Origin of the sequence: Paracoccus zhouxuedongae, assembly GCF_041927815.1 — a bacterium.
GTDB lineage: Bacteria > Pseudomonadota > Alphaproteobacteria > Rhodobacterales > Rhodobacteraceae > Paracoccus.
Map to the genome: position 1 here is coordinate 12,511 of NZ_JBHFHM010000011.1, position 26,329 is coordinate 38,839.

Genomic DNA, 26,329 nt, shown 5'->3' on the forward strand with positions numbered 1-26,329 from the left:
CGTCCGATGGCATTGAGGCGACCTCGGGCCATTTCGGATGGGTGGACAGCGCTGGCCGGGTCTTCACTGATCGGCTGTGTGATGCGCGCCACCTGACAGCGCTGGCCGGACGTCGTGTGCTGGCGGAATGACTCCCCTGCGGCTGAAGGTTGCCAGCCCAGCCGGGGCGTCATTCCGGCGCTCGGGTGGCCAGATGCAGGGCCGGGCGCTGCGCGATACCGCCGCTTCGCTGGTGGCCGAGGCGCGAGGACCGCTGTTCGGACGATCGCGGGCCGACATGCGAAACGGCCGTGCGACGCCCCGAAGCACCCGCACCAGCGGGGTTACCCCGGCGGGGGGACGCCCTCCCGCCGACCTTCGGTCGCGCGATCACCGGGTTGCGGAAGATCGGGGCGGCAGGGCTGCCCCGCATCTGTTCTGCGGCGAGGCGCGGCGTCAGACGGTCGCGCCGCGGTGGCGGATGGCGCAGCCGAGCAGCGCGAAGATGATGCCGACGGCGATGGCGATCACCAGCTCATAGGCGAAGATCGCCGCCAGATCGAAATGATGGAACACCAGCGTTTGCAGCGCGCCGATCGTGGCGCCCATCAGCGCCGCCAGCAGCCAGTTGCGGGTCATCATCCCCAGCCCCAGCCCAAGGATTCCCGGCAGGCTAAGGATATTGCCGCCCACGGTCCCCAGAAAATCAAGGATGTTCAGCATCCCATGGTTCCTTCTTGTCAGCGGCGGGCGCACAGGCCCGCCGGTCAGATCAGTTGGACGCCGTGCCCAGATAACTGCGGACGGCGGCGGTGTTGTCGGTGGCCTGATGTGCCGGGATCCGGCCGCGTTCCACCAGATCATCGACAACGCGCTGATATTCCTCAAGATATCCGGGCGCGAGGCGGTGCGCGATGCCTTGGTGGCAGTCGATGCAGGTCATCTTGGTGTCGATGGCACGCTGGTGGGCCTGTGCCGCGCGCTTTTCCTGGATGGTGAAATCCATGAACTCGAACGCATGGCAGTTGCGGCATTCGCGGCTGTCCGAGGCCTTCATCTTGGCCCACACCGCCGAGGCCATCGCCAGCCGGTGTTCCTCATATTTCTCGGGGGTCGAAATGGTGCCGACGATCTCGTGGTAGACGTCCTTCACGGCCATGATCTTGGCCTTGACCTTGTGCTGCCATTCATGCGGCACATGGCAATCCGAACAGATTGCGCGCACGCCCGAGTGGTTGTTGTAATGCACGGTGTCGCGGTACTCGCCCAGGTTCACCTGCATCGTGTGGCACGAGGTGCAGAACTCCTCGCTGTTGGTGGCTTCCAGTGACCAGTTGAAGCCACCCCAGACCAGGATGCCGCCGATGAAACCGGCGATCAGCAGAAAGCCGGTGCTGAGGACGGCGGTCGGGCTCCAGAAAGCGTCCCACAGGCGGCGCAGGAAGCCGCGGCGGGGCTGTTGGTTGTGATCGGCCATATCGTTGCCCTTCCTGCTTAATTCGATCCGGTCGAGGCGCGGAAGTCGTTGCCGACCAGTTCCGGCGCATTCGCCTGCGGCACATGGCACTGGTTGCAGAACCAGCGGGTGCCGGCGACGGTGTCAAGCTGGTTGCCCTTGCGATCCTGATAATGGGTCATCGACAGCGTGGGCGCGCCGCGCTCGCCGGCCTTGGTCCAGTCGTGGCAGGCCAGGCACTGATTGGTGCGCATGTCGATCTGATACTGGTCGACCGAGTGCGGGATCAGCGGCGGCTGCTGGCGATAGTTGCGGCCCATGCGGCCTTCGATCTGCTGGTGGATGTCATCCAGCGGCACGGTCTGGTCCAGATCGGCGCCGCGCAGGCTGCGCACCTCGCCCGTGGCCTGGCCCAGCACGGGTCCGGTCAGGGTCAGCGCCAGCAGGGCAGGGGCAAGGGTCAGGGCAGATATTCCCGCAAGGACCGGCAGTTTCATCTGGGTTCTCCGTTGTTTCAGGCGGCGTGGTCGCTGCGCGTGGGGGACGCCGCGGGGATGATCCGCGCGTCAAGACGATGGGTGAAGCGGAAGACGTCGACCGCGCAGACATCGATGCAGCGGCCGCAATTGGTGCAGTCGGGCGACAGGATCAGCGGGGTGTCGCCGTCCTTGCCCTTCAGCGCCGGGGAAATGACGTGGTTTTCTGGGCAGACGGCATAGCAATCCATGCAGTCGTCGCAGGCGGCGCGGCGGGCGGCGCTGACGCGCAGCAGGCTTTTGCTGCCGATCAGCCCATAGAACGCGCCGACAGGGCACAGATGCTGGCACCAGCCGCGCCGTGCGATCAGCAGATCGAACAGAAAGACCAGCACCACCAGCGCCCAGGCGAAACCGATGCCGAAGACCAGCCCGCGATGCAGCATGGTGATCGGGTTGACCAGTTCCCAGGCGATGACGCCGGTCGCGGCCGAGGCCGCAAGCGCCGCGCCCAGCAGCCACAGCCGCGTGGCGCGCTTGGGCTGCCAGCCCTTTGGCAGGCCCAGCCGGACATGCAGCCAATGCGCGGCATCGGTGACGGGGTTGATCGGGCAGACCCAGGAGCAATAGACCCGCCCGCCGATCAGCGCATAGACCGCCAGCACGATACCCGCGCCGATCAGCGCGGTCGCGGCCGGCCAATGCCCGGCCAGGATGCCTTGCAGCAGCACCAGGGGATCGGTCAGTGGCAGCACGTCCAGCGTGCGCGACCCGGCCAGATTGCCGCTAACCCACCAGATGCCGAACCACGGCCCCAGCAGGAACAGCAGCAGAAAGAACGCCTGACTGGCGCGGCGCAGGATCAGAAAGCGATGCGCGCCAAGCCAGCCTTTCACGGCGATCGCTTCGGCTGCGGTCGGGTTGCGGGTGCTGGGCTTCATGGACGCCCCCCCGGCAGTTGGAAGGTCGGGGCAAAGTCCGGCACATCCGCCGGCAGATCCTGCGGTGAGGGCACCAGCGAGGGCGGCATCGGCGCGCCCTCGGGCAGACGCGCGTCGGGGCGGTCGATCAGACCGTCGACGACCGGCCCGCCCTTTCGATCCTTTTCTTCCCAGCCCTTCAGGTAATGTTCGCCCGGCGCGCCACGCGCCAGCCGCACCGGCAGCACCTTGATCGCGGCCTCGGGCAGGACACAGCTTTTCTCGCACAGACCGCAGCCGGTGCAGTGGTCGGCATGGACGGTGGGCGCGAAGATCGCATGGTGGCCCGATCGCGGGTTATGCGACATTTCCAACGTGATCGCCTGGTCGATCACCGGGCAGACGCGATAGCAGACGTCGCAGCGCAGCCCCAGAAAGTTCAGGCAGTTTTCCTGATCGACCAGCACCGCCGTGCCCATGCGGGCGTCGTCGATATTCGTCAGGGCGGGGTCCAGCGCGCCGGTGGGGCAGGCGGCGACACAGGGAATGTCGTCGCACATCTCGCACGGGATGGCGCGGGCGGTGAAGAACGGCGTGCCGGTGGCCGGGCCATCCGCGCCCAGTTCGGCCAGCGACAGCGTGTCATAGGGGCAGTCGCGCACGCACAGGCCGCAGCGGATGCAGGCGGCCAGAAACGCATCCTCGGGCAGTGCGCCCGGCGGTCGCAGCGCATCGGCGGGCAAGGCCCGCGCGTCGCGCGCCAGAAAGGCCAGCCCGGCCCCGGCCAGCAGACAGCCCCCGGCCAGCCGCGCGGTATCCGTCAGGAACCGGCGGCGGTCGGGTTGGCGCACAGGCTTGGCTGGCAGCGCGGCGGTGGGCGTGGCTTTGGGCATGGCTGGCCGATGATCAGGCGCCGGATCGGGCGCGCGTTACGCGCGCTCGACCTTGCAGGCGCATTTCTTGTAGTCGGTTTCCTTCGACAGCGGGCAGGTCGCATCCAGCGTCAGCATGTTGATCAGCTGCGCCTCGTCGAACCACGGCACGAACACCAGCCCGCGCGGCGGCTTGTTGCGGCCGCGCGTTTCCAGACGCGACAGCATTTCGCCGCGACGGCTGGAAATCTTGATCTCTTGCCCGCGCCGCAGACCGCGTTCGGCGGCATCGTCGGGATGCATGAACACCACGGCCGAGGGGAAGGCCCGGTGCAGTTCCGGCACCCGCCGCGTCATCGACCCCGAATGCCAGTGCTCCAGCACCCGGCCGGTCGACAGCCAAAGGTCGAACTCGGCATCCGGGCTTTCGGCCGGCGGCTCATAGGGGGCGGCGATGATCTTGGCCTTGTTGTCCTTGTGGCCATAGAAGCTGACATCCTCGCCCGGCTTGACATAGGGGTCATAGCCTTCGCGGAACCGATACAGCGTTTCCTTGCCATCGACGACCGGCCACCGCATGCCGCGCACCTGATGATAGGTGTCGAAATCGGCCAGGTCATGCCCGTGGCCGCGCCCGAAGGTCGCGTATTCCTCGAACAGGCCCTTTTGCACATAAAAGCCGAAATGTTCGCTTTCGGTGTTGTGGAAGCCCTCGGCCACTTCGGTCGCCGGGAACTTGTTGACCACGCCGTTTTCAAACAGCACCTGATACAGCGTCTTGCCAGCCAGTTCGGGCTTTTTCGCCACCAGCTCGGCGCCCCAGACCTCATCCACGGTGAAGCGCTTGGCGAACTCCATCAACTGCCACAGGTCCGACCGGGCCTCGCCGGGGGCGGCAACCTGCTGGCGCCAGAACTGCGTGCGGCGTTCGGCATTGCCATAGGCGCCTTCCTTTTCCACCCACATCGCGGTGGGCAGGATCAGGTCGGCGGCCATCGCGGTGACGGTCGGATAGGGGTCGGACACGGTGATGAAGTTTTCCGGGTTGCGATAACCGGGCAGGCCTTCCTCGTTCATGTTGGGGGCGGCCTGCATGTTGTTGTTGCACTGCACCCAATAGGCGTTCAGCACCCCATCCTTCAGCATCCGGTGCTGCAACACGGCGTGGAAGCCGGGCTTTTCCGGGATCGTGCCATAGGGCACCTGCCAGATTTCCTCGGTATGCTTGCGGTGATCCTCGTTCGTCACCACCATGTCGGCGGGCAGGCGGTGTGAGAAGGTGCCAACCTCGCGCGCGGTGCCGCAGGCACTGGGCTGCCCGGTCAGCGAGAACGGGCTGTTACCCGGCTGCGAGATCTTGCCGGTCAGCAGATGCACGTTATAGCACAGGCTGTTCACCCACGACCCGCGGGTGTGCTGGTTGAAGCCCATGGTCCACAGCGACATCACCTTGCGGTTCGGATCGGCATATTGCTGGGCCAGCCGCTCAAGCTGATGGGCGGGCACGCCGGACAGTTCGGCGGTCTTTTCCAGCGTGTATTCCGCGACGGATGCCGCATAGTCCTCGAAGCTGATCGGGGTCAGGTCGCCCTTGTCGGGGTTCGCGGCGGCCTGTTGCAGCGCATGTTCGGGGCGCAGGCCATAGCCGATGTCGGTTTCGGTGCGGGTGATGTTGACGTGTTTGTTGACGAAATCCCAGTTCACCGCATCGTTCTGGATGATGTAATTGGCGATGTAGTTCAGGATCGCCAGGTCGGTCTGCGGCGTGAACACCATGCCATTGTCGGCCAGCTCGAAGCTGCGGTGTTCATAGGTCGACAGCACATGCACCTCGCAGCCCGGCTTGGTCAGGCGGGTGTCGGTCAGACGCGACCACAGGATCGGGTGCATCTCGGCCATGTTGCTGCCCCACAGCACGAAGGTGTCGGCTTCCTCCAGGTCGTCATAGCAGCCCATCGGCTCGTCGATGCCGAAGGTGCGCATGAAGCCGACCACGGCCGAGGCCATGCAGTGCCGGGCATTCGGGTCAAGGTTGTTCGACCGGAACCCGGCCTTCATCAGCTTCGAGGCGGCATAGCCCTCCCACACCGTCCACTGGCCCGAACCGAACATCCCGACCGAGGTGGGGCCTTTCTTGGCCAAAGCCTCTTTCCATTTCTGGGCCATGACGTCGAAGGCCTCGTCCCAGGACACCGGCTCGAAATCGCCGTTCTTGTCATAGACGCCGCCGCGCTTGCGCAGCAGCGGCGTGGTCAGGCGGTCCTTGCCATACATGATCTTCGACAGGAAATAGCCCTTGATGCAGTTCAGGCCACGGTTCACCGGGGCATCGGGGTCGCCCTGGGTCGCGACGACGCGGCCATCCTTGGTGCCGACCAGCACCGAACAGCCGGTGCCGCAGAACCGGCAGGGGGCCTTGTCCCAGCGGATATCGGGGGCGGCGACCTGGGCGGCGGCCTGGCCTGCGATCAGCGGCACACCGGCGGCGGCGGCGGCACTGGCGGCGGCGGTGGCCTTCAGGAAGGTGCGGCGGGATTCTGACATGCTCATGCGTCTGTCCTCGGGCTTTGATGGTTGGCAGGGCCGCGCGGCGGCGACAGGTCTTCAAAGTGATGGTAATTCAGCGTGACCGACAGCACGCCGGGGATCTGGTGCATGGCCATGATGATGGCGGATGCGGTGTCGGTGGCGGTATCCTCGACCACCACGACCAGCCGGCCATCGTCGCCCGCGCCGTGGATTTCAACGCCGTCCATGGCCGCCAATGCCGCCATGCCGGCCTCCCGGTGCGCCGGGGCCAGGTGAATCACGCAGCCGCAGATATTCATGCCTTCGCCTTGCTGTCTTTGGTGCCGTCTTGCTGGGCCGGGCGACCAAAACCGATCGCCGCTGTGGGACAAACCGTCGCACAGGCGCCGCAGCCGGTGCATTGACAAAAGTCAACGATCGGGATCGACCGCCCGCCGGTCATCAGTCGAAACCGGATCGCGCGGGCATCGCAACTGTCGTCGCAGGCCCGGCAGGTCGTCCCCTGCACCGAGATGCACCGGTCCGAGATCTGCGCCCGCCATGGCCAGTTCAATGGCCCCTCGGGATCCAGTGCGCCTGACCGGCAGGCCCGCGCGCAATCGCCGCAAAAGGTGCATTCGCCGCGCCGCAGGTCGACCAGCGGGCGGCGGTCGGTGCCGATGACGATGATCCCCTGCGGGCAGGCGCGGGCGCAATCGGCGCAGCCGGTGCAGATGTCCTCCATCCCCGGCACGGCCTGCGGCGGGCGCATCGCGTCGCTGTCCAGACGCCGAAAGCGTCCGCGCAGAAAGTTGCGGCGGCTGCGGGCGTCGTCTGGGCGGGCGGCGGTGCTGGTCATGGCGCTGTGGCTGAAGGACTGGCTACATTGCAGCGATCTTAGCATCACTGGGCCAGAATGACGACCGTCGCGTGGCCGCCGTGTCGACGGCGTGACGCTTGCGCCACGGCGCGGGCGCTGCAACCATTTCCGCGCGCCCTGCGTTTCCTGCCTGTTCTCGTGCAAAGCGCCGCCATGACCCCGCTGCTGACCCCCCGCCCCGAAGGCCTTTATTGCCCCTCAGGCGATTTCTTCATTGACCCGGTGCGGCCCGTCGCGCGGGCGCTGATCACCCATGGCCATGCCGATCACGCCCGCGCGGGCCATGGCGCGGTTCTGGCCACGGCGCAGACGCTGGACATCATGGCGATCCGCTATGGCGCGGATTTCACCGGTCAGCGGCAGGTGGCCGATGGTCCTGTGCGCATCGGCGGTGTCACGGTCAGCTTTCACCCGGCGGGGCATGTGCTTGGATCGGCGCAGATCGCCGTGACCCAGGGTGCGCAGCGCATCGTGGTGTCGGGCGATTACGCGCGCGCTCCGAACCCCACCTGCGCGTCCTTTGAGCCGGTGCCCTGCGACATCTTCGTGACCGAGGCGACCTTTGGCCTGCCCGTCTTTCGCCACCCCGACCCGCGCGATGAAATCGCCCGCCTGCTGGCCAGTGTCGCGGCCTTTCCCGAACGGTCGCATCTGATCGGCGCTTATGCTTTGGGCAAGGCGCAGCGGGTTATCATGGCGCTGCGGCAGGCGGGCTGGGACGCGCCGATCCACATCCATGGCGCGCTGCAACGGCTGTGCGATTACCACATCAGCCAGGGCGTGCCGCTGGGCGACCTGCGCCCCGCGACCGCCGAACGTGGCCGCAAGGGCGACTTCGCCGGCGCCATCGTCATCGCCCCGCCCTCGGCCTTTGCGGCGACCTGGGCGCAAAGGTTCCCCGACCCGGTGATCGCCTTTGCCTCGGGCTGGATGCAGGTGCGCGCCCGCGCCCGCCAACGTGGGGTGGAACTGCCGCTGGTCATCTCGGATCACGTCGACTGGCCCGACCTGACCCGCACCATCACCGAACTGAACCCCGCCGAGGTCTGGGTCACCCATGGCCGCGAGGACGCCGTGATCCGCTGGTGCGCGCTGAACCAACGCCGCGCCCGCCCGCTGCACCTGATCGGATATGAGGACGACAGCGAATGAGCCTGCGCGCCTTTGCCGACCTGCTGGAACGCCTGGCCTTTACCCCACAGCGGCTGGGCAAGGAACGGCTTCTGGCGCAGTTCTTCGCCCATCAGCCCGATCCGGTGCGCGGCTTGGCTTTGGCCGCGCTGACCGGCGAGCTGCGGCTGCGGCAGGTCACGCCCAGCCTGCTGCGGGGTCTGGTCACCACGCGGGTCGATGCCGAACTGTTCGCCCACAGCTATGATTTCGTGGGCGATCTGGCCGAAACCATCGCCCTGATCTGGCCCGAGGGCGGCAGCGACGACCCGCCTCTGCCGCAGGTGATCGACGAATTGGCGACCACGCCCAAATCCGCGCTGCCCGCGCTGATCGCCGCCCGGCTGGATGCCCTGGGTGGTTCGGAACGCTATGCCTATCTGAAACTGGCGACCGGGGCCTTGCGCGTCGGGGTCTCGGCGCGGCTGGCGCGGGCGGGGTTTGCCGCCTGGTCCGGCCTGCCCCTGCCCGAGGTCGAGGAAATCTGGCACGGCCTGACGCCCCCCTATCTGGCGCTGTTTCACTGGGCCGCGGGCGGGCCGCGCCCGCAATCGGCGGCGCTGGCGCCCTTTCGCCCGGTGATGCTGTCCACCGCCACCGACCTGACCGCCCTGGCCGATCTGAACCCCGCCGAATACGCCGCCGAATGGAAATGGGATGGCATCCGCGTGCAGGCGGTCAGCGATCAGGGCACCCGGCGCCTCTATTCCCGCACCGGCGAGGATATCAGCGCGGCCTTCCCCGATGTCATCGCGCAGATGGATTTCGACGGCGCGCTGGACGGCGAATTGCTGGTGCGGCGTGACGGCCAGATCGCCAGCTTCGGTGATCTGCAACAGCGGCTGAACCGCAAGACGGTGGGGGCGGGGATGCTGACCTCACACCCTGCCGGGCTGCGGCTTTACGATGCGCTGATCCTGAACGACACCGATCTGCGCGACCGCCCCTATGACGCGCGCCGGGCCGCTCTGGCGGCGGCGATCGCGCCCCTGGGGCCGATGATCGACATCTCGCCCGAGCTGAGCTTTTCCAGTTGGGACGATCTTGCCGCCCTGCGCGCCGATCCGCCCGATCCGGTGATCGAGGGCGTGATGATCAAGCGCCGCGACAGCGCCTATCTGGCGGGCCGCATCAAGGGGCCGTGGTTCAAATGGAAGCGCGATCCCCGGCTGGTCGATGCGGTGCTGATGTATGCGCAGCGTGGCCATGGCAAGCGGTCGGGCTTTTACAGCGACTTTACCTTTGGCGTCTGGGATGGCGACACGCTGGTGCCGGTGGGCAAGGCCTATTTCGGCTTCACCGATGACGAGTTGAAGGCGCTGGACCGCTTTGTGCGCGCCCATACCACCGACCGTTTCGGCCCGGTGCGCGCCCTGGCGCCGCTGAAGGTGGTCGAGGTCGCCTTCGAGGGGTTGAACCGCTCGACCCGGCACAAATCCGGCATCGCCATGCGCTTTCCCCGCATCAATCGCATCCGCGACGACAAGCCCGCGGCCGAGGCCGACCAGCTTTCCACCCTGATCGCGATGCTGGACGCATGAGCCTGCCCGCACCTCTTGGCGACTGGTTCGCCGCCCAGGGCTGGGTGCCCCATGCCCATCAGCTTGACCTGCTGGCGCCCGGCGATGCGCTGCTGATCGCGCCGACCGGCGGCGGCAAGACGCTGGCCGGTTTCCTTCCGACGCTGGCCGACCTGCTGGCCGATCCGCGCGACGGCCTGCACACGATCTATGTCAGCCCGTTGAAGGCGCTGACCCATGACATCGCCCGCAACCTCGCCCGCCCGGTGGCCGATCTGGGCCTGGCCATTCGCATCGAGGATCGCACCGGCGACACCAGCCCCGCCCGCCGCGCCCGCCAGCGGGTCGATCCGCCGCAGATCCTGCTGACGACGCCCGAAAGCCTGGCGCTGATGCTGTCCTACCCCGAGGCGCCGCGCATCTTCGCCAGCACCCGCCGCATCATCGTGGACGAGGTTCACGCCTTGGCCGAATCCAAGCGCGGCGATCAGTTGATGCTGGGCGTGGCGCGGCTGAAGCGGCTGGCGCCGGGGATCACGGTGACCGCGCTGTCGGCTACGGTCGATGACCCGGCGGCACTGGCGGCCTGGGTCGGTGCGGCGCGGCTGGTCCATGCCGACCCCGGCCCCGCGCCCGACATTGCCATGCTGCCCACCCGTCAGGCTCCGCCCTGGGCAGGGGCGGGCGGCCATTACGCGGCCCGCGACGTGATGGCCGCGATCGAGGCCGCGCGGCTGACGCTGGTCTTCATCAACACCCGCGCCCAGGCGGAACTGTTCTTTCAGGCGCTGTGGGCGGTGAACGATCAGAACCTGCCGATCGGGTTGCATCACGGCAGCCTGGCGCGCGACGTCCGCGCCCGCACCGAAGCCGCGATGGCCGAGGGGCGGCTGCGCGCCGTGGTGGCGACCGGCAGTCTGGACCTTGGCCTTGATTGGGGCGATGTCGATCTGGTCATTCAGGTCGGCGCGCCGAAGAACGTCAAGCGGCTGGTGCAGCGTATCGGCCGGGCCAATCACCGCTATCACGCGCCCTCGGTGGCGCGGATCCTGCCCGCCAACCGGTTCGAGGTGATCGAGTGCGTTGCCGCCCTTCAGGCCGTGGCGGCGGGCGATCTGGATGGCGAAGGCCCCGCGCCGGGCGGCCTTGATGTGCTGTGCCAGCAGATCCTTCTGACCGCCTGCGCCGGGCCGTTCGATGCCGATGCGCTTTACGATGAGGTGCGCGGGGTCGGCCCCTATGCCGGCCTGACCCGCGCCGATTTCGACGCTTGCCTCGATTTCTGCGCGACCGGCGGCTATGCCCTGCGCGCCTATGACCGCTGGCAGCGGCTGCTGCTGCGCGACGGGCTGTGGCAGTTGCGCGACCCCCGCGCCGCCCGCGCCATCCGCATGAACATCGGCACGATCTTCGACCCCGAGGTGCTGAAGGTCCGGCGCGGCGCGCGCGGCGGTGCGCCCTTGGGCGAGATCGAGGAAAGTTTCGCCGCCAGCCTGACCCCCGGCGACACCTTTCTGATCGGCGGCCAGACGGTGCGCTATGACCGGCTGCGCGACATGGTGGTTGAGGTGACGCCCCAGCCCGCGAAAACCCCCAAGATCGCGGTGTTCAACGGGGTGAAGATGGCGACCTCGACCCAGCTTTCGGAACGGGTGCTGGCGCTGATCGGCAATCCCGACGCCTGGGGCGCGCTGCCCGCCCATACCCGCGACTGGTTGGCCCTTCAGGCGCGGCTGTCGGTGCTGCCCGCGCCCGGCACGATGACGGTGGAAACCTTTGCGCGCGGTGGGCGGCAGTATCTGTGCTTGTACGGTTTCGCCGGGCGCAATGCGCATCAGACGCTGGGCCTGTTGCTGACCCGAAGGATGGAGGTGCTGGGCCTTGGCCCGCTGGGCTTTGTCGCCACTGATTACGCGCTGCTGATCTGGTCGCTGGATGCCGTGGATGACCCCGCCGCGCTTCTGGCCGCGCAGGGGCTGCGCGACGGGCTGGCGGACTGGCTGGCCGACAACGCGGTGATGAAGCGCACCTTCCGGTCGGTCGCCACCATCGCCGGGCTGATCCAGCGCAACATTCCCGGTCAGCGCAAGACCGGCAAGCAGGCGACTTTCTCCAGCGACATCATCCACGACACGCTGCGCCGCCATGACCCCGACCATCTGCTGCTGCGGATCACCGCCGATCAGGCGATGCGCGGGCTTGTGGATTTCGGCCGGATCGAGCAGATGCTGGCCGCGCGCCCGCGCATCGTCCACGCCCGCCCGCCGCATGTCACGCCGCTGGCCGCGCCCTTGCTGCTGGAAATGGGCAAGGTGCCGATCCGGGGCTTGGGCGAGGAGCGCCTGATCGAGGCCGAGGCGGCGCGACTGATGGCCGATGCCGGATTGGAAACGGATGCGACGTGACGGGATATGCCTTTGATTTCGCCGGTGCGCGGCTGATCGCGCGGCCCTCGGGTGGGCTGTGGTGGCCGGGTCAGGGCGCGCTGGTGCTGGCCGATCTGCATCTGGGCAAGGCCGGACGGATGGCGCGGCGCGGCGGCGCGTTGCTACCGCCTTTCGATAACCGCGACACGCTGGCCCGGCTGATGGCCGAGGTCGCCGCCCTGTCGCCCCGCCAGGTGATCCTGCTGGGCGACAGTTTCGACGACGATCAGGCGCGGGGTGAGCTGTCGGCCGAGGATGGCGCGGTGCTGGCCGGGCTGGCGTCGCGCTGCGATCTGGTCTGGATCGGCGGCAATCACGATCCGGGCGACGATCCGGCGCAGATCACGCTGGCGGGCATCACGCTTCGCCATCAGGCTGGGGCGGGGCCTGACATGTCGGGGCATTTCCACCCCAAGGTGACGGTTGCCGGGCGGCGGCGCGCGGCTTTTCTGATCGGGCGCGACCATCTGATCCTGCCCGCCTTTGGCAGCTATACCGGCGGCATGGATGCGGACACGGGACTCCTGCGTGATCTGGTCGGGCCGGGCCGGGCGGTGCTGCTGGGCGGCAGCCGCGCGGTGCCGGTTCCCTTCGGCTAGGCCAGCCCCGCCAGATGCAGCGCCAGCCCGGCCGCCGCGCTGATCGCCAGCACCGAGGCGACACCCATCCGCAGCCCGAAGACCGCAACCATCGCCAGCACCGCCAGCCCCGCCGCCGCCGGGTCAAGCGATCCGGGCACCGGCAGGTCCAGCCGTAGCGGGCCGATCTGGTGGGTCTGCACCTTGGTCCAGATCACATGCAGGGCGAACCAGATCGCCAGATTGGCGATGACGCCGACCACCGCCGCCGTCACTGCCGACAGCGCGGCGGCGATGGCGCGGTTCTGGCGCAGCGCCTCCATGTGCGGGGCGCCCAGAAAGATCAGCGCGAAACAGGGCAGAAAGGTGACCCAGGTGGTCAGCAGCCCGCCCAAGGTGCCCGCCCACAGCGCCTGATCCCAGCCCGCGCCGCGCAGGGCGGCCATGAAGCCCACGAATTGCAGCACCATGATCAGCGGGCCGGGGGTGGTCTCGGCCATGCCCAGACCGTCCAGCATCTCGCCGGGGCGCAGCCAGCCGTGGGTGGCGACGGCCTCTTGCGCGACCCAGGCCAGCACCGCATAGGCGCCGCCAAAGGTCAGCACAGCCATCTTGGAAAAGAACAGCGCCAGGTCGGCAAAGACATCGCCGGGACCGCGCCAGATCAGCAGTGCGGCAACCGGTGCCAGCCAGGCGATCAGCGCGATGATCCCGGCGCGGGTGGCGGCGCGGCGCGCGCCCGGCGGTGGCGTGCTGTCATCGCCCAGCAGGGTCGCGGCATCCTCGACCGTCGCCGCCGCCGTGCCATGACCGCCGCCGCCGCCCGTCTGGAACGCGCGCCACCCGGCCTGCGCGCCGATCAGCCCGATCAGCGCCGCCGCGGCGATCACCACAGGAAATGGCACCCGCAGTGCCATAATCGCGATCAGCGCCGCAATGGCGATGCCCCAGGCCGCGCGACTGCGCAGCGCCCGGCGCGACAGCCGGATCACCGCCTGCACGACGATCGCCAGCACCGCGGCCTTCAGCCCCAGGAAGATCGCCGCGACCAGGCTGACCTGCCCCCAGATCGCATAGACCCAGGACAAAGCCAGGATCGAGATCACGCCGGGCAGGATGAACAACCCGCCCGCGATCAGCGCGCCGCGCACCCCGTGCATCAGCCAGCCGATATAGGTGGCCAGTTGCATCGCCTCGGGGCCGGGCAGCACCATGCAAAAGTTCAGCGCATGCAGGAACCGCCCGTCGCCCAGCCAGCGGCGTTCCTGCACCAGGATGCGGTGCATGACCGCGATCTGTCCGGCGGGGCCGCCAAAGGACAGCAGCGCAATCCGCGCCCAGACGGCGGTGGCCTGACGCAGGCTGGGAAAGGCGGGGTCGGTCATCGCGGCGTCCTTTGTGGTTGCGCGGAGGCTAGGACGCGCGCGCACCGCTGCCAAGCCGCGTCATCCCGCCAAGGCCACGATCCGCGCCGCCAACGCACCCGCCTTGGGGCGGGTCAGCCAGGTCAGCCAGATACTTTGGTCATAATCGCCGGGCAGGGCCAGTTGCATCGCGGGCGGCAGTTGCAGGCTGGGATGGCCGGGCAGCACCGAACAGACATCGCCATCGCGCGCCAGCCGGACGATGACGGGCAGCGAGTCGACCTCGATCACGCGGGTCAGATCGCGCCAGTCGGGGCCGGCATGGGCATCCAGAAACGCCTCGGCCCGCTGGCGCAGGCCGCTGTGGCGGGTTTGCAGGGCCAGCGGCTGCGCGATCAGCGCGGCGCGCAGCCCGTCGCGGTCGGTGGCTGTCGCGGGCAGCGCCCGGCCCACCATCGCCAAGGCCCCGCGCGCCAACAGGTGCTGGCGATAGGCCGCGCCCGGCGCGGGGGCATCGACGATCACCGCGTCGAACTTGCCGCTGTCCAGCCCAGCCAGCAGCTCCTCGGCCGGTGAGGCGGTGATCGCCAGCCGGTCGCCTTGCCGCAGCGCCAGATCGCGGGCGATGCGCCCGATCAGCGCCGCCAGATCGCCGCCGGGCGTGGCCGGGATGATCGTGCCAAGGGCGTGACGGCGGGCCTGCGGCGGGGCGCTGGCGCGAGCGGCGGCGGTCAGCGCCAGCCAGTCGGCCTCCAGCGCCTCGATGGCGGGGATCAGCGATTGGCCCTGCGGCGTGGGGCGCGCGCCGCTGGCATCGCGGATCAGCAGCGGACGGTCCAGCGCGATTTCCAGCTGCGCGATCTGGCGGGTCAGATGCGGCTGGGCCAGCCCCAGTTGCAGCGCCGCCGCGCGGATCGACCCGCTGCGCGCCACCTGCGCAAAGCGAAACAGCGCCGCCAGCCCGACCGGCCGCGCCGCCCCCACTTGCAGGTCGCGGCAGCGCGCCGCCAGCCTGGCGATGGCGGGGCTGTGGCCTTGCGCCTGAACCGTCAGCGCCAGCCCGCCGGGGCCGCGCCGCACCAGGGTCAGGCCAAGCGCCGTTTCCAGCACCGTCAGCGCGGCGCCCAAGGTGGCAACCGGCTGTCCGCTGACCCGCGCCGCCGCCCGCAGCCCGCCCTGTTCCAGCGCCAGTGAGGCGCCTATGATGGTCGATGTGCGCAAGCCGGTGATCCCCCTGTTCATGTTTTGGCATATGCCTGGGATCGCGCGGCGCCGCTAGGCTGAATACGACTGCGAAAGGATGGCTGACGTGACCCCGACCCCGATCAAGCTGAACGGATCCCCGCTGGCCTTGTGCGACCTGGCGCGGATCGCAGCGGGGCCTGTGCGGGTGACGATCGATCCGGCGGCAATGGCGCGGATGACGGCGGGGCGGGCGGCCTTTCAAGCGGCGCTGGCGGGCGGGCAGGCGATCTATGGATCGACCACCGGCGTCGGCGCCATGAAGGACACCGAACATGACGGCGCGGATCTGACGACCTTCAGCGCCGCTTTGCCCCATGCCCATCAGATTGCCGTGGGCGAGGACATGCCCGACGGCATCGCCCGGCTGACCCTTGCGCTGCGGCTGAACACACTGCTGACCGGGCAGGTCGGCACCACGCCCGAACTGGCGCAGATGCTGGCGGCGCTGCTGAACCACGACTGCCTGCCGGTGCTGCTGCGGCGCGGCTCGGCCGGTTGCGCGGATCTGGGGCAGATGGGGCAGGTGGCCACGGTGCTGACCGGCGAGGGGCAGGTGCGGATGGGCGGCGAGACCCTGCCTGCCGGGGTCGCGCTGGCCCGCTGTGGCCTGCGCCCGCATCCGATGCCGCCGCGCGACGGGCTGGCGGCGGTCGGCACCAATTCCTTTGGCCTGGCGAAATCGGCGGCGCAGGTGCTGCGCGCGGGTCGGCTGCTGCGGCAGGCGATGGCGCAGGCGGTGCTGGGGGCGCAGGCGATGGGGCTGGACCGCGACGTCTGGTGGGCCGCCGCGCGGTCAGGCCATCGCAGCGAACGCGATCTGGCGGGCTGGTTCCTGGTGGCCGCCGAAGCCGCGACCGATTGGCCCGCAGTGGGTCGGGTGCATGACCCGCTGTCGGGGCGGATGCTGGTGCAGGTCTTTGCCGGCGCCGCCACCGCCATGGCCGAAGCCGCGCAGGCGGTGATCGACGAGACCGCGCAGGTCGATGACAACCCGATGGTGATCGACGGGCGCGTGGTGACCAGCGGTGGCAGCCTGCTGATGGGCCTGTCGCTGCGCATGTCGGCGCTGAAGGTCGCGATGGCCCACCTAGGCCGAAACGTCTTCAATCGCTGCCTGCTGTTGACCAATGGCGGGCTTGAGGGGCTGACCGTCAATCTGGTCCCGCCCGGCACTGTCGCCACCGGCTATGGCCCGGTGATGAAACTGGCGCTGGAACAGTCGGTGCGGATGACGGCGGCGGCGATGCCGATCTCGGTTCTGAACCAGACCGTCGCGGCGGGGCTGGAGGATGAGGCGGCGTTCATCTCGCTTTCTGCGGGGCGGCTGGGCGAGCAACTGGACGCGCTTCATTGGCTGCTGGCGGTCGAGGCGATGCTGGCGACGCAGGCGCTGGACCTGCGGGCCTTGCGCGCAGCGCCGGGGGTGGCGGCGCTGGTGCATGGCCGGGTGCGCGCCCATATCCCGCCGCTGACCGCCGACCGGCCGCAATCGGGCCCGCTGATGGCGCTGGCCGGGGCGCTGGCCGATGCCGATTTTGTCAGCGCCCATGTCGCTGCGGCGCCTTTTCCGGGCTTCGATCGGATGCTGGGCCTTGCGCCGGTTGACAATGACCGGCCAGACTGCCCCCAGCCTTTTCACCAGCAGGAGATTCCCGCATGAAACGCACTGTCACGGCCCTGGCCGCCGCCCTGATCGGGCTGTCCGCCTCCGCCGCCACCGCCAAGGATATCGTCGTGTCGTCCAAGATCGACACCGAGGGCGGTCTTTTGGGCAACATCATCCTGATGGCCCTGCAAAATGCCGGCCTTCCGGTGCAGGACAAGCTGCAACTGGGCGGCACCCCGATCATGCGCGACGCGATCACCGCCGGGCAGATCGACATCTATCCCGAATACACCGGCAATGCCGCGTTCTTCTTTAATGAGGCCGACAGCGACGTCTGGAAAGATGCCGCCGCCGCCCATGCCCGCGCGGCCGAGCTGGACAAGGACAAGAACAACATCATCTGGCTGGATGCCTCGCCCGCGAACAACACCTGGGCGATCGCCATCCGGTCCGAGATTGCGGATGCCAACAGCCTGAAAACCATGTCGGATTTCGGCAAGTATGTGGCCGGGGGCGGGGCGGTCAAGCTGGCGGCCTCGACCGAGTTCGTGACCGCGCCGGCGGCGCTGCCCGCGTTCCAGACCACCTATGGCTTTGTGCTGACCCCCGACCAGTTGGTGCAACTGTCGGGTGGCGACACGGCGGCGACCATCGCGGCGGCGGCGCAGCAGACCTCGGGCGTGAATGCGGCGATGGTCTATGGCACCGATGGCGGCATTGCCCCCGCCGGGCTGATGGTGCTGGAGGACGACAAGAGCGTGCAGCCCGTCTATCAGGCCGCGCCCACCGTCCGCGCCGAGGTGCTGGAGGCCTATCCGCAGATCGCCGAAGTGCTGAACCCGATCTTTGCCAAGCTGGATCTGGTCACGCTTCAGGAACTGAACGGCCGCATCCAGGTTGGCGGTGAGCCTGCGGCGGCGGTCGCCAAGGACTATCTGACCCGCGCAGGCGTTCTGAAGTAACCAAATCGGGGGGCGGCTGCCCCGCCCCCTGCCACCCGACAAGGACGACCGGATGCAGCGCCATGCCACCGCCATCATGATCAGCCGGACCGGCGCGGTGTTCGCGGTGCTGGGTCTGATCGCGCTGATCCTGCCGCTGGTGCAGTTCCGCCCCAACCGCATCGTTCTGGGGCAGGGCATCGCACTGGCGCAGGCGCTGCCCGCGATCTGGGGCTGGGGGCTGTCGCTGGCGATGGCGGCAGGTCTGATCGCCGGTGTCGCGGCGCGGCTGCCGCAGCGTCTTCGGCTGGCCATCGGCCTGGCCGGTGTGCTGGCGGTCACGCTGGCTTTGGGTGCCGCCGCCCGCCACCTGACGCCCGAGGGCAACACCATCGCCCGCGTCGCCCCGGCCAGCGGCTTCTGGCTGCTGGCGCTGGCCTTTGCGCTGATGGCGACCGATGCGCTGACCCGGCTGCCGCTGTCGCTGCGGGCGCGGGCGGGCATCCTGATCGCGGTCTGCGCGGCCATCGCGCTGGTGCTGGCCAGCGGTGCGCTGGATGGCATTTCGGTGATGCGCGAATACGCCGCCCGCGCCGATCTGTTCGCGCGCGAGGCGCGGACCCATCTGCTGCTTGCCTTCGGATCGCTGGGCGCGGCGCTGGCCGTGGGGCTGCCCCTGGGCGTGGTGATCTATCAACTTCCGCCCCTGCGCCGTGCCGTGCTGGGGGTGCTGAACATGTTGCAGACGATCCCCTCGCTGGCCTTGTTCGGGATCATGATCCCGATCTTTGGCTGGGTCGCGGCGAAGGTGCCCGGTGCGGCCGATCTGGGCATCGCCGGGATCGGCATCTTTCCGGCGCTGGTGGCGCTGTTTCTGTATGCGCTGCTGCCGGTGGTGTCGAACACGCTGGTCGGCCTGAACGGCATCGATCCGGCCACCCGCGATGCCGCGCTGGGGCTGGGGATGACGCCGCGCCAGGTGCTGACCGGGGTGCTGCTGCCGCTGGCGCTGCCGGTGCTGCTGGCGGCGGTGCGCATCGTGCTGGTGCAGAACATCGGCCTGGCCGTCATCGCCGGGCTGATCGGCGGCGGCGGCTTTGGCAGCTTCGTCTTTCAGGGCCTGAACCAGACCGCCATGGATCTGGTGCTGCTGGGCGCCTTGCCCACCATCTGCCTGGCGCTGGTCGCCGGGATCGCGCTTGATTTGCTGGTCGAGGCGCTGGACCGCCGCCCCCGCCCCCGGACGTCGTGAAAGGATCGGCCATGATCGCCATCGAACACCTGACCAAGACCTATGGCACGACCACCGTGGTCAAGGACGTCAGCCTGACCGTCGAGACCGGCCAGATCGCGGCTTTGGTCGGCACGTCCGGGTCGGGCAAGACCACGCTGCTCAGGATGATCAACCGCCTGGTTGAGCCGACCTCGGGGCGGGTGATGATCGAGGGGCAGGACACCGCCGCGATCGAACCGCACCTGCTGCGCCGCCGCATCGGCTATGCGATCCAGGGCCATGGCCTGTTCCCGCATCGCACGGTGGGCCAGAATATTGCCACCGTGCCGCGCCTGCTGGGCTGGAAACCGGCCGAGATCGCCGCCCGCGTGGATGAGCTGCTGACCCTGTTCCAGCTTGACCCGGCGCAGTTCCGTGACCGGATGCCGCATGAACTGTCGGGCGGCCAGCAACAGCGCGTCGGCGTGGCGCGCGCCCTGGCGGCGCGGCCCGACCTGCTGCTGATGGACGAACCCTTCGGCGCGCTGGACCCGGTGATCCGCGCCAAGGCGCAAGAGGATCTGCGCGCCCTGCAACGCCGCCTGGGCACCACGCTGATCATCGTCACGCATGACATGGAGGAAGCCGTGACCCTGGGTGACCGGATCGCGGTGATGGACAAGGGGGTGCTGCTGCAATACGGCCCCCCGGCCGAGATCCTGACCCGGCCCGCCACGCCCTTTGTGCAGGCGCTGATCGGCAGCGCCGACCGGCCGTTCCGGCTGCTGTCGCTGGGCAGCGTGGCTGACCTGCGCCAGCCGGGCGACGCCGCGGGCCAGCCGATCCCGGCGGATGCCAGCCTGCGCGATGCCCTGGCCGAATGCCTGTGGTCGGGCCGCGCGGCGCTGCCGGTGCAGGGCGGTGGCGTGGTCACGCTGGACGCCTTGCGCGCCCGCGCCGAAGGGCAGGGCGCATCATGAAGGCGCGCCTGCTTTTGCTGCTGGCGGCGCTGTTCCTGCTGGCCTTCCTGATCGCGCCCGACCAGTTTGCGCCGCTGTTCCAGCCGCTGACCCGCAACAATGCCCCGGCGATCTACAGCCAGACCAGCCTGCTGTCGCTGACCCTGTCGCATCTGGCTTTGGTCGGGGCGGCGGTTGTGGCCTCGGTCATCGTGGCGGTCGGTCTGGGCATCCTTGTGACCCGCCCGGCGGGGCGCGAGTTCCTGCCGCTGGCGCGCACCCTGACCGCCGTGGGCCAGACCTTTCCGCCGGTCGCGGTGCTGGCGCTTGCCGTGCCGATGATGGGTTTCGGCGCGGCGCCCACTCTGGTCGCGCTGTTCCTTTATGGCCTGTTGCCGGTCTTCGAGAACACCCTGACCGGCCTGACCACGTTGCCCCCCGCCGTAACCGAGGCCGCGCGTGGCACCGGTCTGACCCGGATGCAGCGGCTGGTGCAGGTGGAACTGCCGCTGGCGCTGCCGATGGTCCTGGCCGGGGTGCGGCTGACCGCCGTCATCTCGCTGGCGACGGCGACCATCGGCTCGACCGTCGCCGCCAAGACCCTGGGTGAGGTGATCATCGCGGGCCTTCTGTCGGCCAACACCGCCTTCGTGGTGCAGGGCGGGCTGATCGTCGGCCTGTTGGCGATCCTCATCTATGAGGCTTTTCAGGCCCTTGAAGACCGCGCGGCCCGCCGTATCGGGCTGGTGCGCGCAGCATAAGGAAATCCGATGTCCGATTTCGATCTGGTCCTGTCGGGCCGTGTCATCCTGACCGATGCCGATCTGCCGGGCGGTTTTGTCGCCGTCCGCGATGGCCGCGTGGCGATGATCGGCCAGGGCGCGGCCCCCGCCGCGCGCGACCGCCATGACCTTGGCGAGGCGCTGATCCTGCCCGGCGCCGTCGACGCGCAGGTGCATTCGCTGTCCCAACAGGGGGCCGAGGGCTTTGCCGCCTCGACCGCCGCCGCCGCCGCCGGGGGCGTCACCACCATCCTCGACATGCCCTATGATGAGGGCGACCTGATCTGCTCCGCCGCCGCCGTCGCCCGCAAGGCCGCCCGGGCCAATGCCGAGGCCCGCGTCGATGTCGCCCTGTATGGCACGATCGACCCGGCGGAAGGCCCGGCCCGCATCGCCGAACAGGCCGAGGCCGGGGTCGCGGCCTTCAAGTTCTCGACCTTTGGCACCGATCCGAAACGCTTTCCCCGCATCCCGCCCGCGCAGCTGATGGCCTGCTTCGCCGAGGTCGCCCGCACGGGCCTTGCCGCCGGTGTGCATAACGAGGACGACGCCTTCGTGCGCGAGGCGATGGCGGCGGTGCAGGCATCGGGCATCACCGACTGGCGCGCGCATGGCCTGTCGCGCCCGCCGATGACCGAGATTCTGGCGCTGTTGCAGATCTACGAGACCGGCGCGGCGACCGGTTGCCCGGCGCATGTCGTGCATTGCAGCCTGTCGCGCGGCTATGACATCGCGCGCCGCTATCGCGACCAAGGCCACGCCGCGACCATCGAATGCTGCATCCACTACCTGACGCTGGACGAGGAAAACGACGTGGCCCGGCTGGGCGGCATGGCCAAGATCAACCCGCCGATCCGCCCCCGCGCCGAGGTCGAAGCCCTGTGGCGGCAGGTCGCGGCGGGCAATGTCAGCATGGTGTCGACCGATCACGTCAGTTGGTCCAAGGATCGCAAGACCGATCCGGTGATGCTGAACAACGCCTCGGGCGTGCCGGGGCTTGAGGTGATGGTGCCGCTGTTCGTCAAGGGCGCGCTGAGCCGCGGCATCCCGCTGACCTGGGCGGCGCGGCTGCTGGCGGAAAACCCGGCGCGGCATTTCCGGCTGGATCACGCCAAGGGCGGGATCGCGGTGGGGCGTGACGCCGATCTGGTGGTGCTGGAACCCGTCGCGGGGGTCTATGACGCAGCCGTGAGCCGCCATTCGGTCGCGGGCTGGTCGCCCTATGACGGGATCGAACTGCCCTGGACGGTGGCAGGCACCTGGCTGCGCGGGCGGCAGGTGTTTGACGGGCAGGACGTGGCCGCCCCCGGCACCGGGCGGTTCGTGCGGCCGGCGCGACCGCTGGCGCGGCGGGGGGCAATCCATGCGTAACCTGCGCGTCAACCCCGACCGCATCGCCGCCGATCTGGCGGCACTGGCGGCGATCACCGAGCCGGGCCAGCCCTGGACGCGGCGCAGCTTCACCCCGCGTTTCGTGCAGGGCCGGGCCTGGCTGGCCGACGCCTTTAACAGGGCCGGGCTGGCGGTCAGCACCGATGCAGGCGGCAATCTGATCGGCACGCGCAAGGGTAGCGGGACCGCAGGCACGATCATGATCGGCAGCCACTCGGACACCGTGCCCTCGGGCGGGCGGTTCGATGGCGTGGCGGGCGTGGTGATCGCGCTGGAAATCGCCCGGATGCTGGAGGAACGCGGCATCCGCCTGCGCCACGATCTGCAAGTGGTCGATTTCCTGGCCGAGGAGGTCTCGGCCTTTGGGGTGTCCTGCATCGGTTCGCGCGCGATGGCGGGGGTGCTGCCGGATGACTGGCTGGGGCTGACCCATGACGGCCGCGACCTGGGTCAGGCGATCCGCGACATGGGCGGCAACCCCGACGCGGCGCAAGCCCGCACCGACATCCGCGCCTTTCTGGAACTGCATATCGAACAAGGCCCGGTGCTGGAAGGCAGCGGCACCGCGCTTGGCCTGGTCACCGCCATCGCCGGGATCGAGCGGCTTGAAATCGTGCTGACCGGGCGCGCCGATCACGCCGGGACCGCGCCGATGGGGGCGCGCGCCGATGCCTTGGTCGCCGCCGCGCGGCTGATCACCGATCTGGACGCCGAGGCGACGGCCCGCGCCGCCCGCGCGCATTTCACCGCAACGGTGGGCGAATTCGCCATCCAGCCGGGGGCGGCGAATGTCGTGCCATCGCAGGCGCGGATGCTGATTGACGCACGCGCCGCCGATCGTGAGGCGATGCTGGATTTCCTGGCCTGGGTCGACCGTCGGCTGACCGATCTGCCCCCCGGCATCAGCGCCTCCACGCGGCTGTTGTCGGACAATCTGCCGACGCCGATGGATGCCGATCTGGTGGCCCGGCTGGCCGCTGCCGCCGACCGGATCGGCGCCAGCCACCGCATGATGGTGTCGGGCGCGGGCCATGACGCGGCCTTTGTCGCGCGGATCGCGCCCGCCGCGATGGTCTTTGTGCCCTGCGCCGGGGGCCGCTCGCATTGCCCCGAGGAATGGGCCGAAGCCGACGACATGGCCCTTGGGGCCGAGGTGATCGCCCAGGCGATCATCGACCTGGACGAGACGACCGAAAGGACAGACACATGCGCCGCATCCTGACAGAAAAAGACGTCGAACCCGCCGTGCGCGGCGGCTCGGTCTATGCCGCGGGTGGCGGGGGCTGGGCCGATCACGGCCGCAAGCTGGGCTATGCCGCCGTCGGTGCCGGCGCGCCCGAACTGGTCAGCGTGGATGAGCTGGACCCCGATGACTTCATCGCCACCGCCGCCGCCATCGGCGCCCCCGCGTCGACAACCCCGTGGGAGATGCGCGGCGTCGATTACGTCAAGGCCGTGCGCCTGCTGAACGAGGCGCTTGGCACCGACGTGGCCGGGCTGATGGTCGGCCAGAACGGCAAGTCCAGCACGCTGAACGGCTGGCTGCCCGCCGCCATTCTGGGCTGCAAGGTGGTGGATGCCGTGGGCGACATCCGCGCCCATCCGACCGGCGACATGGGGTCGATCGGCATGGCCGGATCGCCCGAACAGATGATCCAGACCGCCGTGGGCGGCAACCGCGACCAGAACCGCTATATCGAACTGGTCGTGCGCGGGGCGACGGCCAAGGTCTCGCCCATTCTGCGGACGGCATCGGATATGTCGGGCGGCTTTATCGCCAGTGCGCGCAACCCGCTTCGGGCCTCGTATGTGGCGCGGAACGCGGCGCTTGGCGGCATCAGCATGGCGCTGGACCTGGGTCACGCGATCCTGGCCGCCGAGCCGCGCGGGGCCTCGGCCGTGATCGACGCCATCGTCGACACCACGCGCGGCACCATCCTGGCCGAGGGCGAGATCACCGCCAAGAACGTCGTCTATACGCCCGAGGCCTTTGACATCGGCACCGTGACCGTCGGCCATGGCGACCGCGCGCTGACCCTGCATGTGATGAATGAATACATGGCCATCGACGATGCTGGCGGCAACCGGATCGCCAGCTTCCCCGATGTCATCACCACCTTGTCGCCGGATGCCGAGCCGCTGTCGGTGGGCCAGTTGCAGGTGGGGATGCGCATCCACATCCTGCATGTGTCGAAAACCGTGATCCCGCTGTCGGCCAGCGTGCTGGACCCGACCGTCTATCCGCATTGCGAAAAGCTGATGGGGATCGACCTTGCCACCTATGCGTTGGAGCGGACCGATGCCTGAAGCGAACCCCCGCAACCCCGACTTTCCGATCCCCGGCGGGCCTGAACGCCGCGCGAAAAGCTGGCGCGCCGAGGGGCTGCTGCGGCTGATGGAAAACGTCCTGGCCGTGGGCGAGGCCCCCGACAAGCTGATCGTCTATGCGGCGCTTGGCAAGGCCGCCCGCAACTGGCCCGCGCATGACGCGATCCGCGACGCGCTGCTGCGGATGGAGGATGACCAGACGCTGATCATCCAGTCGGGCAAGCCGGTCGGGCTGCTGCGCACCTCGGCCACGGCGCCGATGGTCATCATGGCGAATTGCAACATCATCGGCCAATGGGCCAAGGCCGAGGTGTTTTACGACCTGGAGCGGCGCGGGCTGATCTGCTGGGGCGGGCTGACCGCCGGGGCCTGGCAATACATCGGCAGCCAGGGCGTCATCCAGGGCACATATGAAATCTTCATGCGGATCGCCGAGCGGCGGTTCGACGGCAGCTTGAAGGGCCGATTCATCCTGACCGCCGGGCTGGGCGGCATGGGCGGCGCGCAACCGCTGGCGGGGCGGATGGCGGGGGCGGCGATCCTGTGCATCGACGTCGATGAGGCCCGTGCCCGGATGCGCAAGGAGATCGGTTTCCTGGACGAAATCGCCCCCGATCTGGATGCGGCCCTGACGATGATCGACGCCGCCCGCAGCGAGGGACGGGCGCTGTCCGTCGCCCTTGTGGGCAATGCGGCCGAGATCTACCCCGAAATCGCCCGTCGCGGCATCGTCCCCGACATCGTGACCGACCAGACATCGGCGCATGATCTGGTCTATGGTTATGTGCCCGCCGGTTACGACCTGGACCGCGTGCGTCGGCTGCGCGACCAGAACCCGCAGGAGCTGATCGAGGCCGGGCGCGTCTCGATCACCCATCATGTTCGCGCAATGCTGGACTTTCAGGCGGCGGGGGCCGAGGTGTTCGACAACGGCAACCTGATCCGCACACAGGCGCGGCAGGGTGGGATCGAACATGCCTTCGACATCCCGATTTTCACCGAGGCCTACCTGCGCCCGCTGTTCGCCCGCGCCATCGGCCCGTTCCGCTGGATGGCGCTGTCGGGTCAGGCTGCGGATATCCGCAAGATCGACGACCTTGTGTTGCAGATGTTCCCCGACAACAAGATCGTGACGAACTGGATCCGGCTGGCCCGCGACAATGTGCCGTTCGAGGGGCTGCCTGCCCGCATCGCCTGGCTGGGTCATGGCGAACGCACCGAACTGGCCCGCGCCGTCAACCGCCTGGTGGCTGCGGGTGAACTGGCCGGTCCGGTCGCTTTCTCGCGCGACCATCTGGACGCGGGGGCGATGGCGCATCCCAACATCATGACCGAAAACATGCGCGACGGATCGGACGCCATCGCCGACTGGCCGCTGCTGGATGCAATGACCCTGTGCGCATCGGGGGCGGATCTGGTGGCGGTGCATTCCGGCGGCGGCGGCTATGCCGGTTACATGACCAGCGCGGGTGTGACGGTGGTGGCGGATGGCAGCGAGCAGGCCGATAAGCGGCTGGACCTTGCGCTGACCAACGACACCTCGCTGGGGGTGATCCGCTATGCCGATGCCGGCTACCCCGAGGCGCTGGACGAGGCGCAGCGGAAGCAGGTCGGGCACATCCGGCTGGGATAGGCGCAGGGGTGATCGAGGGCGGGGCCGAGGGGCGGCCCTTCCCGCCCCCGGATGTTTCTTGCGCCAAGCCCACGGCTGCCG

At 68.9% G+C, this 26,329-nt stretch carries 23 protein-coding genes; 13 read left to right on the top strand and 10 right to left on the bottom strand.

Annotated elements, in window-relative coordinates; all coding sequences use genetic code 11:
* Positions 1-435: 435 nt before the first annotated feature.
* The 8 genes from ACEYYA_RS12490 to napF are packed head-to-tail and all read right to left on the bottom strand — an operon-like array spanning position 436 to position 7,115.
* Positions 436-702 (bottom strand): hypothetical protein, encoded by a 267-nt coding sequence (locus ACEYYA_RS12490; protein ID WP_374801127.1) that lies wholly within the window; start codon positions 700-702, stop codon positions 436-438.
* A gap of 49 nt (positions 703-751) precedes the next feature.
* A complete protein-coding gene (locus ACEYYA_RS12495) occupies positions 752-1,456 on the bottom strand; it encodes a NapC/NirT family cytochrome c (protein WP_374801129.1) in 705 nt (234 codons plus the stop codon).
* A 17-nt stretch (positions 1,457-1,473) separates the two neighbouring features.
* Positions 1,474-1,932, bottom strand: a complete 459-nt coding sequence (locus ACEYYA_RS12500; RefSeq protein ID WP_374801131.1) for a nitrate reductase cytochrome c-type subunit — start codon at positions 1,930-1,932, stop codon at positions 1,474-1,476.
* A 17-nt stretch (positions 1,933-1,949) separates the two neighbouring features.
* Complete coding sequence (gene napH / locus ACEYYA_RS12505; protein WP_374801133.1) at positions 1,950-2,852, bottom strand: quinol dehydrogenase ferredoxin subunit NapH; 903 nt, start codon at positions 2,850-2,852, stop codon at positions 1,950-1,952.
* On the bottom strand, positions 2,849-3,724 hold the full coding sequence (gene napG, locus ACEYYA_RS12510; protein ID WP_374801135.1) for a ferredoxin-type protein NapG: 876 nt from the start codon (positions 3,722-3,724) through the stop codon (positions 2,849-2,851). Before napG ends, napH begins: the two co-directional genes overlap by 4 nt.
* Before the next feature lie 36 nt (positions 3,725-3,760).
* Positions 3,761-6,247, bottom strand: a complete 2,487-nt coding sequence (gene napA / locus ACEYYA_RS12515; protein WP_374801253.1) for a nitrate reductase catalytic subunit NapA — start codon at positions 6,245-6,247, stop codon at positions 3,761-3,763.
* A gap of 2 nt (positions 6,248-6,249) precedes the next feature.
* Positions 6,250-6,477 carry a chaperone NapD gene (locus tag ACEYYA_RS12520; RefSeq protein WP_374801137.1) on the bottom strand — a complete coding sequence of 76 codons (228 nt, stop codon included), beginning with the start codon at positions 6,475-6,477 and terminating at the stop codon, positions 6,250-6,252.
* Between the two features lie 50 nt (positions 6,478-6,527).
* Positions 6,528-7,115 (bottom strand): ferredoxin-type protein NapF, encoded by a 588-nt coding sequence (napF, locus tag ACEYYA_RS12525; protein ID WP_374801139.1) that lies wholly within the window; start codon positions 7,113-7,115, stop codon positions 6,528-6,530.
* Between the two features lie 129 nt (positions 7,116-7,244).
* Between napF and ACEYYA_RS12530 the strand changes: the two genes are divergently transcribed.
* From ACEYYA_RS12530 to pdeM, 4 genes are read left to right on the top strand one after another with little or no spacing between them, the layout of a single operon-like run.
* Positions 7,245-8,243 carry a ligase-associated DNA damage response exonuclease gene (locus ACEYYA_RS12530; protein WP_374801141.1) on the top strand — a complete coding sequence of 333 codons (999 nt, stop codon included), beginning with the start codon at positions 7,245-7,247 and terminating at the stop codon, positions 8,241-8,243.
* A gap of 2 nt (positions 8,244-8,245) precedes the next feature.
* Positions 8,246-9,802, top strand: a complete 1,557-nt coding sequence (locus tag ACEYYA_RS12535; protein ID WP_374801255.1) for a cisplatin damage response ATP-dependent DNA ligase — start codon at positions 8,246-8,248, stop codon at positions 9,800-9,802.
* Positions 9,799-12,186: a ligase-associated DNA damage response DEXH box helicase gene (locus ACEYYA_RS12540; RefSeq protein ID WP_374801143.1), complete on the top strand. Its 2,388-nt coding sequence runs from the start codon at positions 9,799-9,801 to the stop codon at positions 12,184-12,186. Before ACEYYA_RS12535 ends, ACEYYA_RS12540 begins: the two co-directional genes overlap by 4 nt.
* A complete protein-coding gene (gene pdeM / locus ACEYYA_RS12545; RefSeq protein ID WP_374801145.1) occupies positions 12,183-12,806 on the top strand; it encodes a ligase-associated DNA damage response endonuclease PdeM in 624 nt (207 codons plus the stop codon). Before ACEYYA_RS12540 ends, pdeM begins: the two co-directional genes overlap by 4 nt.
* Here the strand turns inward: pdeM and chrA are convergent.
* Positions 12,803-14,170 (bottom strand): chromate efflux transporter, encoded by a 1,368-nt coding sequence (gene chrA, locus ACEYYA_RS12550; RefSeq protein ID WP_374801147.1) that lies wholly within the window; start codon positions 14,168-14,170, stop codon positions 12,803-12,805. The genes pdeM and chrA overlap by 4 nt on opposite strands.
* Before the next feature lie 60 nt (positions 14,171-14,230).
* Positions 14,231-15,391 (bottom strand): LysR family transcriptional regulator, encoded by a 1,161-nt coding sequence (locus ACEYYA_RS12555; RefSeq protein ID WP_374801149.1) that lies wholly within the window; start codon positions 15,389-15,391, stop codon positions 14,231-14,233.
* Between the two features lie 58 nt (positions 15,392-15,449).
* Here ACEYYA_RS12555 and ACEYYA_RS12560 point away from each other — a divergent pair, with 58 nt between their 5' ends.
* Genes ACEYYA_RS12560 through ACEYYA_RS12600 form a run of 9 tightly spaced genes read left to right on the top strand, consistent with a single transcriptional unit; the run spans position 15,450 to position 26,248 of the window.
* The gene (locus ACEYYA_RS12560) at positions 15,450-17,054 is read left to right on the top strand and encodes an aromatic amino acid lyase (RefSeq protein WP_374801151.1); all 1,605 of its coding nucleotides are present in this window, start codon (positions 15,450-15,452) and stop codon (positions 17,052-17,054) included.
* Entirely contained in the window at positions 17,051-17,962 is a 912-nt protein-coding gene (osmF, locus tag ACEYYA_RS12565; protein WP_374801153.1) for a glycine betaine ABC transporter substrate-binding protein OsmF, read from the top strand. The genes ACEYYA_RS12560 and osmF overlap by 4 nt, the downstream gene beginning before the upstream one ends.
* A gap of 52 nt (positions 17,963-18,014) precedes the next feature.
* Positions 18,015-19,193, top strand: a complete 1,179-nt coding sequence (locus ACEYYA_RS12570) for an ABC transporter permease (RefSeq protein WP_374801155.1) — start codon at positions 18,015-18,017, stop codon at positions 19,191-19,193.
* A gap of 11 nt (positions 19,194-19,204) precedes the next feature.
* Complete coding sequence (locus ACEYYA_RS12575; RefSeq protein ID WP_374801157.1) at positions 19,205-20,134, top strand: ABC transporter ATP-binding protein; 930 nt, start codon at positions 19,205-19,207, stop codon at positions 20,132-20,134.
* Complete coding sequence (locus ACEYYA_RS12580) at positions 20,131-20,874, top strand: ABC transporter permease (RefSeq protein ID WP_374801159.1); 744 nt, start codon at positions 20,131-20,133, stop codon at positions 20,872-20,874. The genes ACEYYA_RS12575 and ACEYYA_RS12580 overlap by 4 nt, the downstream gene beginning before the upstream one ends.
* 9 nt (positions 20,875-20,883) lie before the next feature.
* On the top strand, positions 20,884-22,266 hold the full coding sequence (locus ACEYYA_RS12585) for a dihydroorotase (RefSeq protein ID WP_374801161.1): 1,383 nt from the start codon (positions 20,884-20,886) through the stop codon (positions 22,264-22,266).
* On the top strand, positions 22,259-23,509 hold the full coding sequence (locus tag ACEYYA_RS12590; protein WP_374801163.1) for a Zn-dependent hydrolase: 1,251 nt from the start codon (positions 22,259-22,261) through the stop codon (positions 23,507-23,509). Before ACEYYA_RS12585 ends, ACEYYA_RS12590 begins: the two co-directional genes overlap by 8 nt.
* Positions 23,494-24,594 carry a DUF917 domain-containing protein gene (locus tag ACEYYA_RS12595; RefSeq protein WP_374801165.1) on the top strand — a complete coding sequence of 367 codons (1,101 nt, stop codon included), beginning with the start codon at positions 23,494-23,496 and terminating at the stop codon, positions 24,592-24,594. The genes ACEYYA_RS12590 and ACEYYA_RS12595 overlap by 16 nt, the downstream gene beginning before the upstream one ends.
* Complete coding sequence (locus ACEYYA_RS12600) at positions 24,587-26,248, top strand: urocanate hydratase (protein ID WP_374801167.1); 1,662 nt, start codon at positions 24,587-24,589, stop codon at positions 26,246-26,248. Before ACEYYA_RS12595 ends, ACEYYA_RS12600 begins: the two co-directional genes overlap by 8 nt.
* The last annotated feature ends 81 nt before the right edge of the window (positions 26,249-26,329 follow it).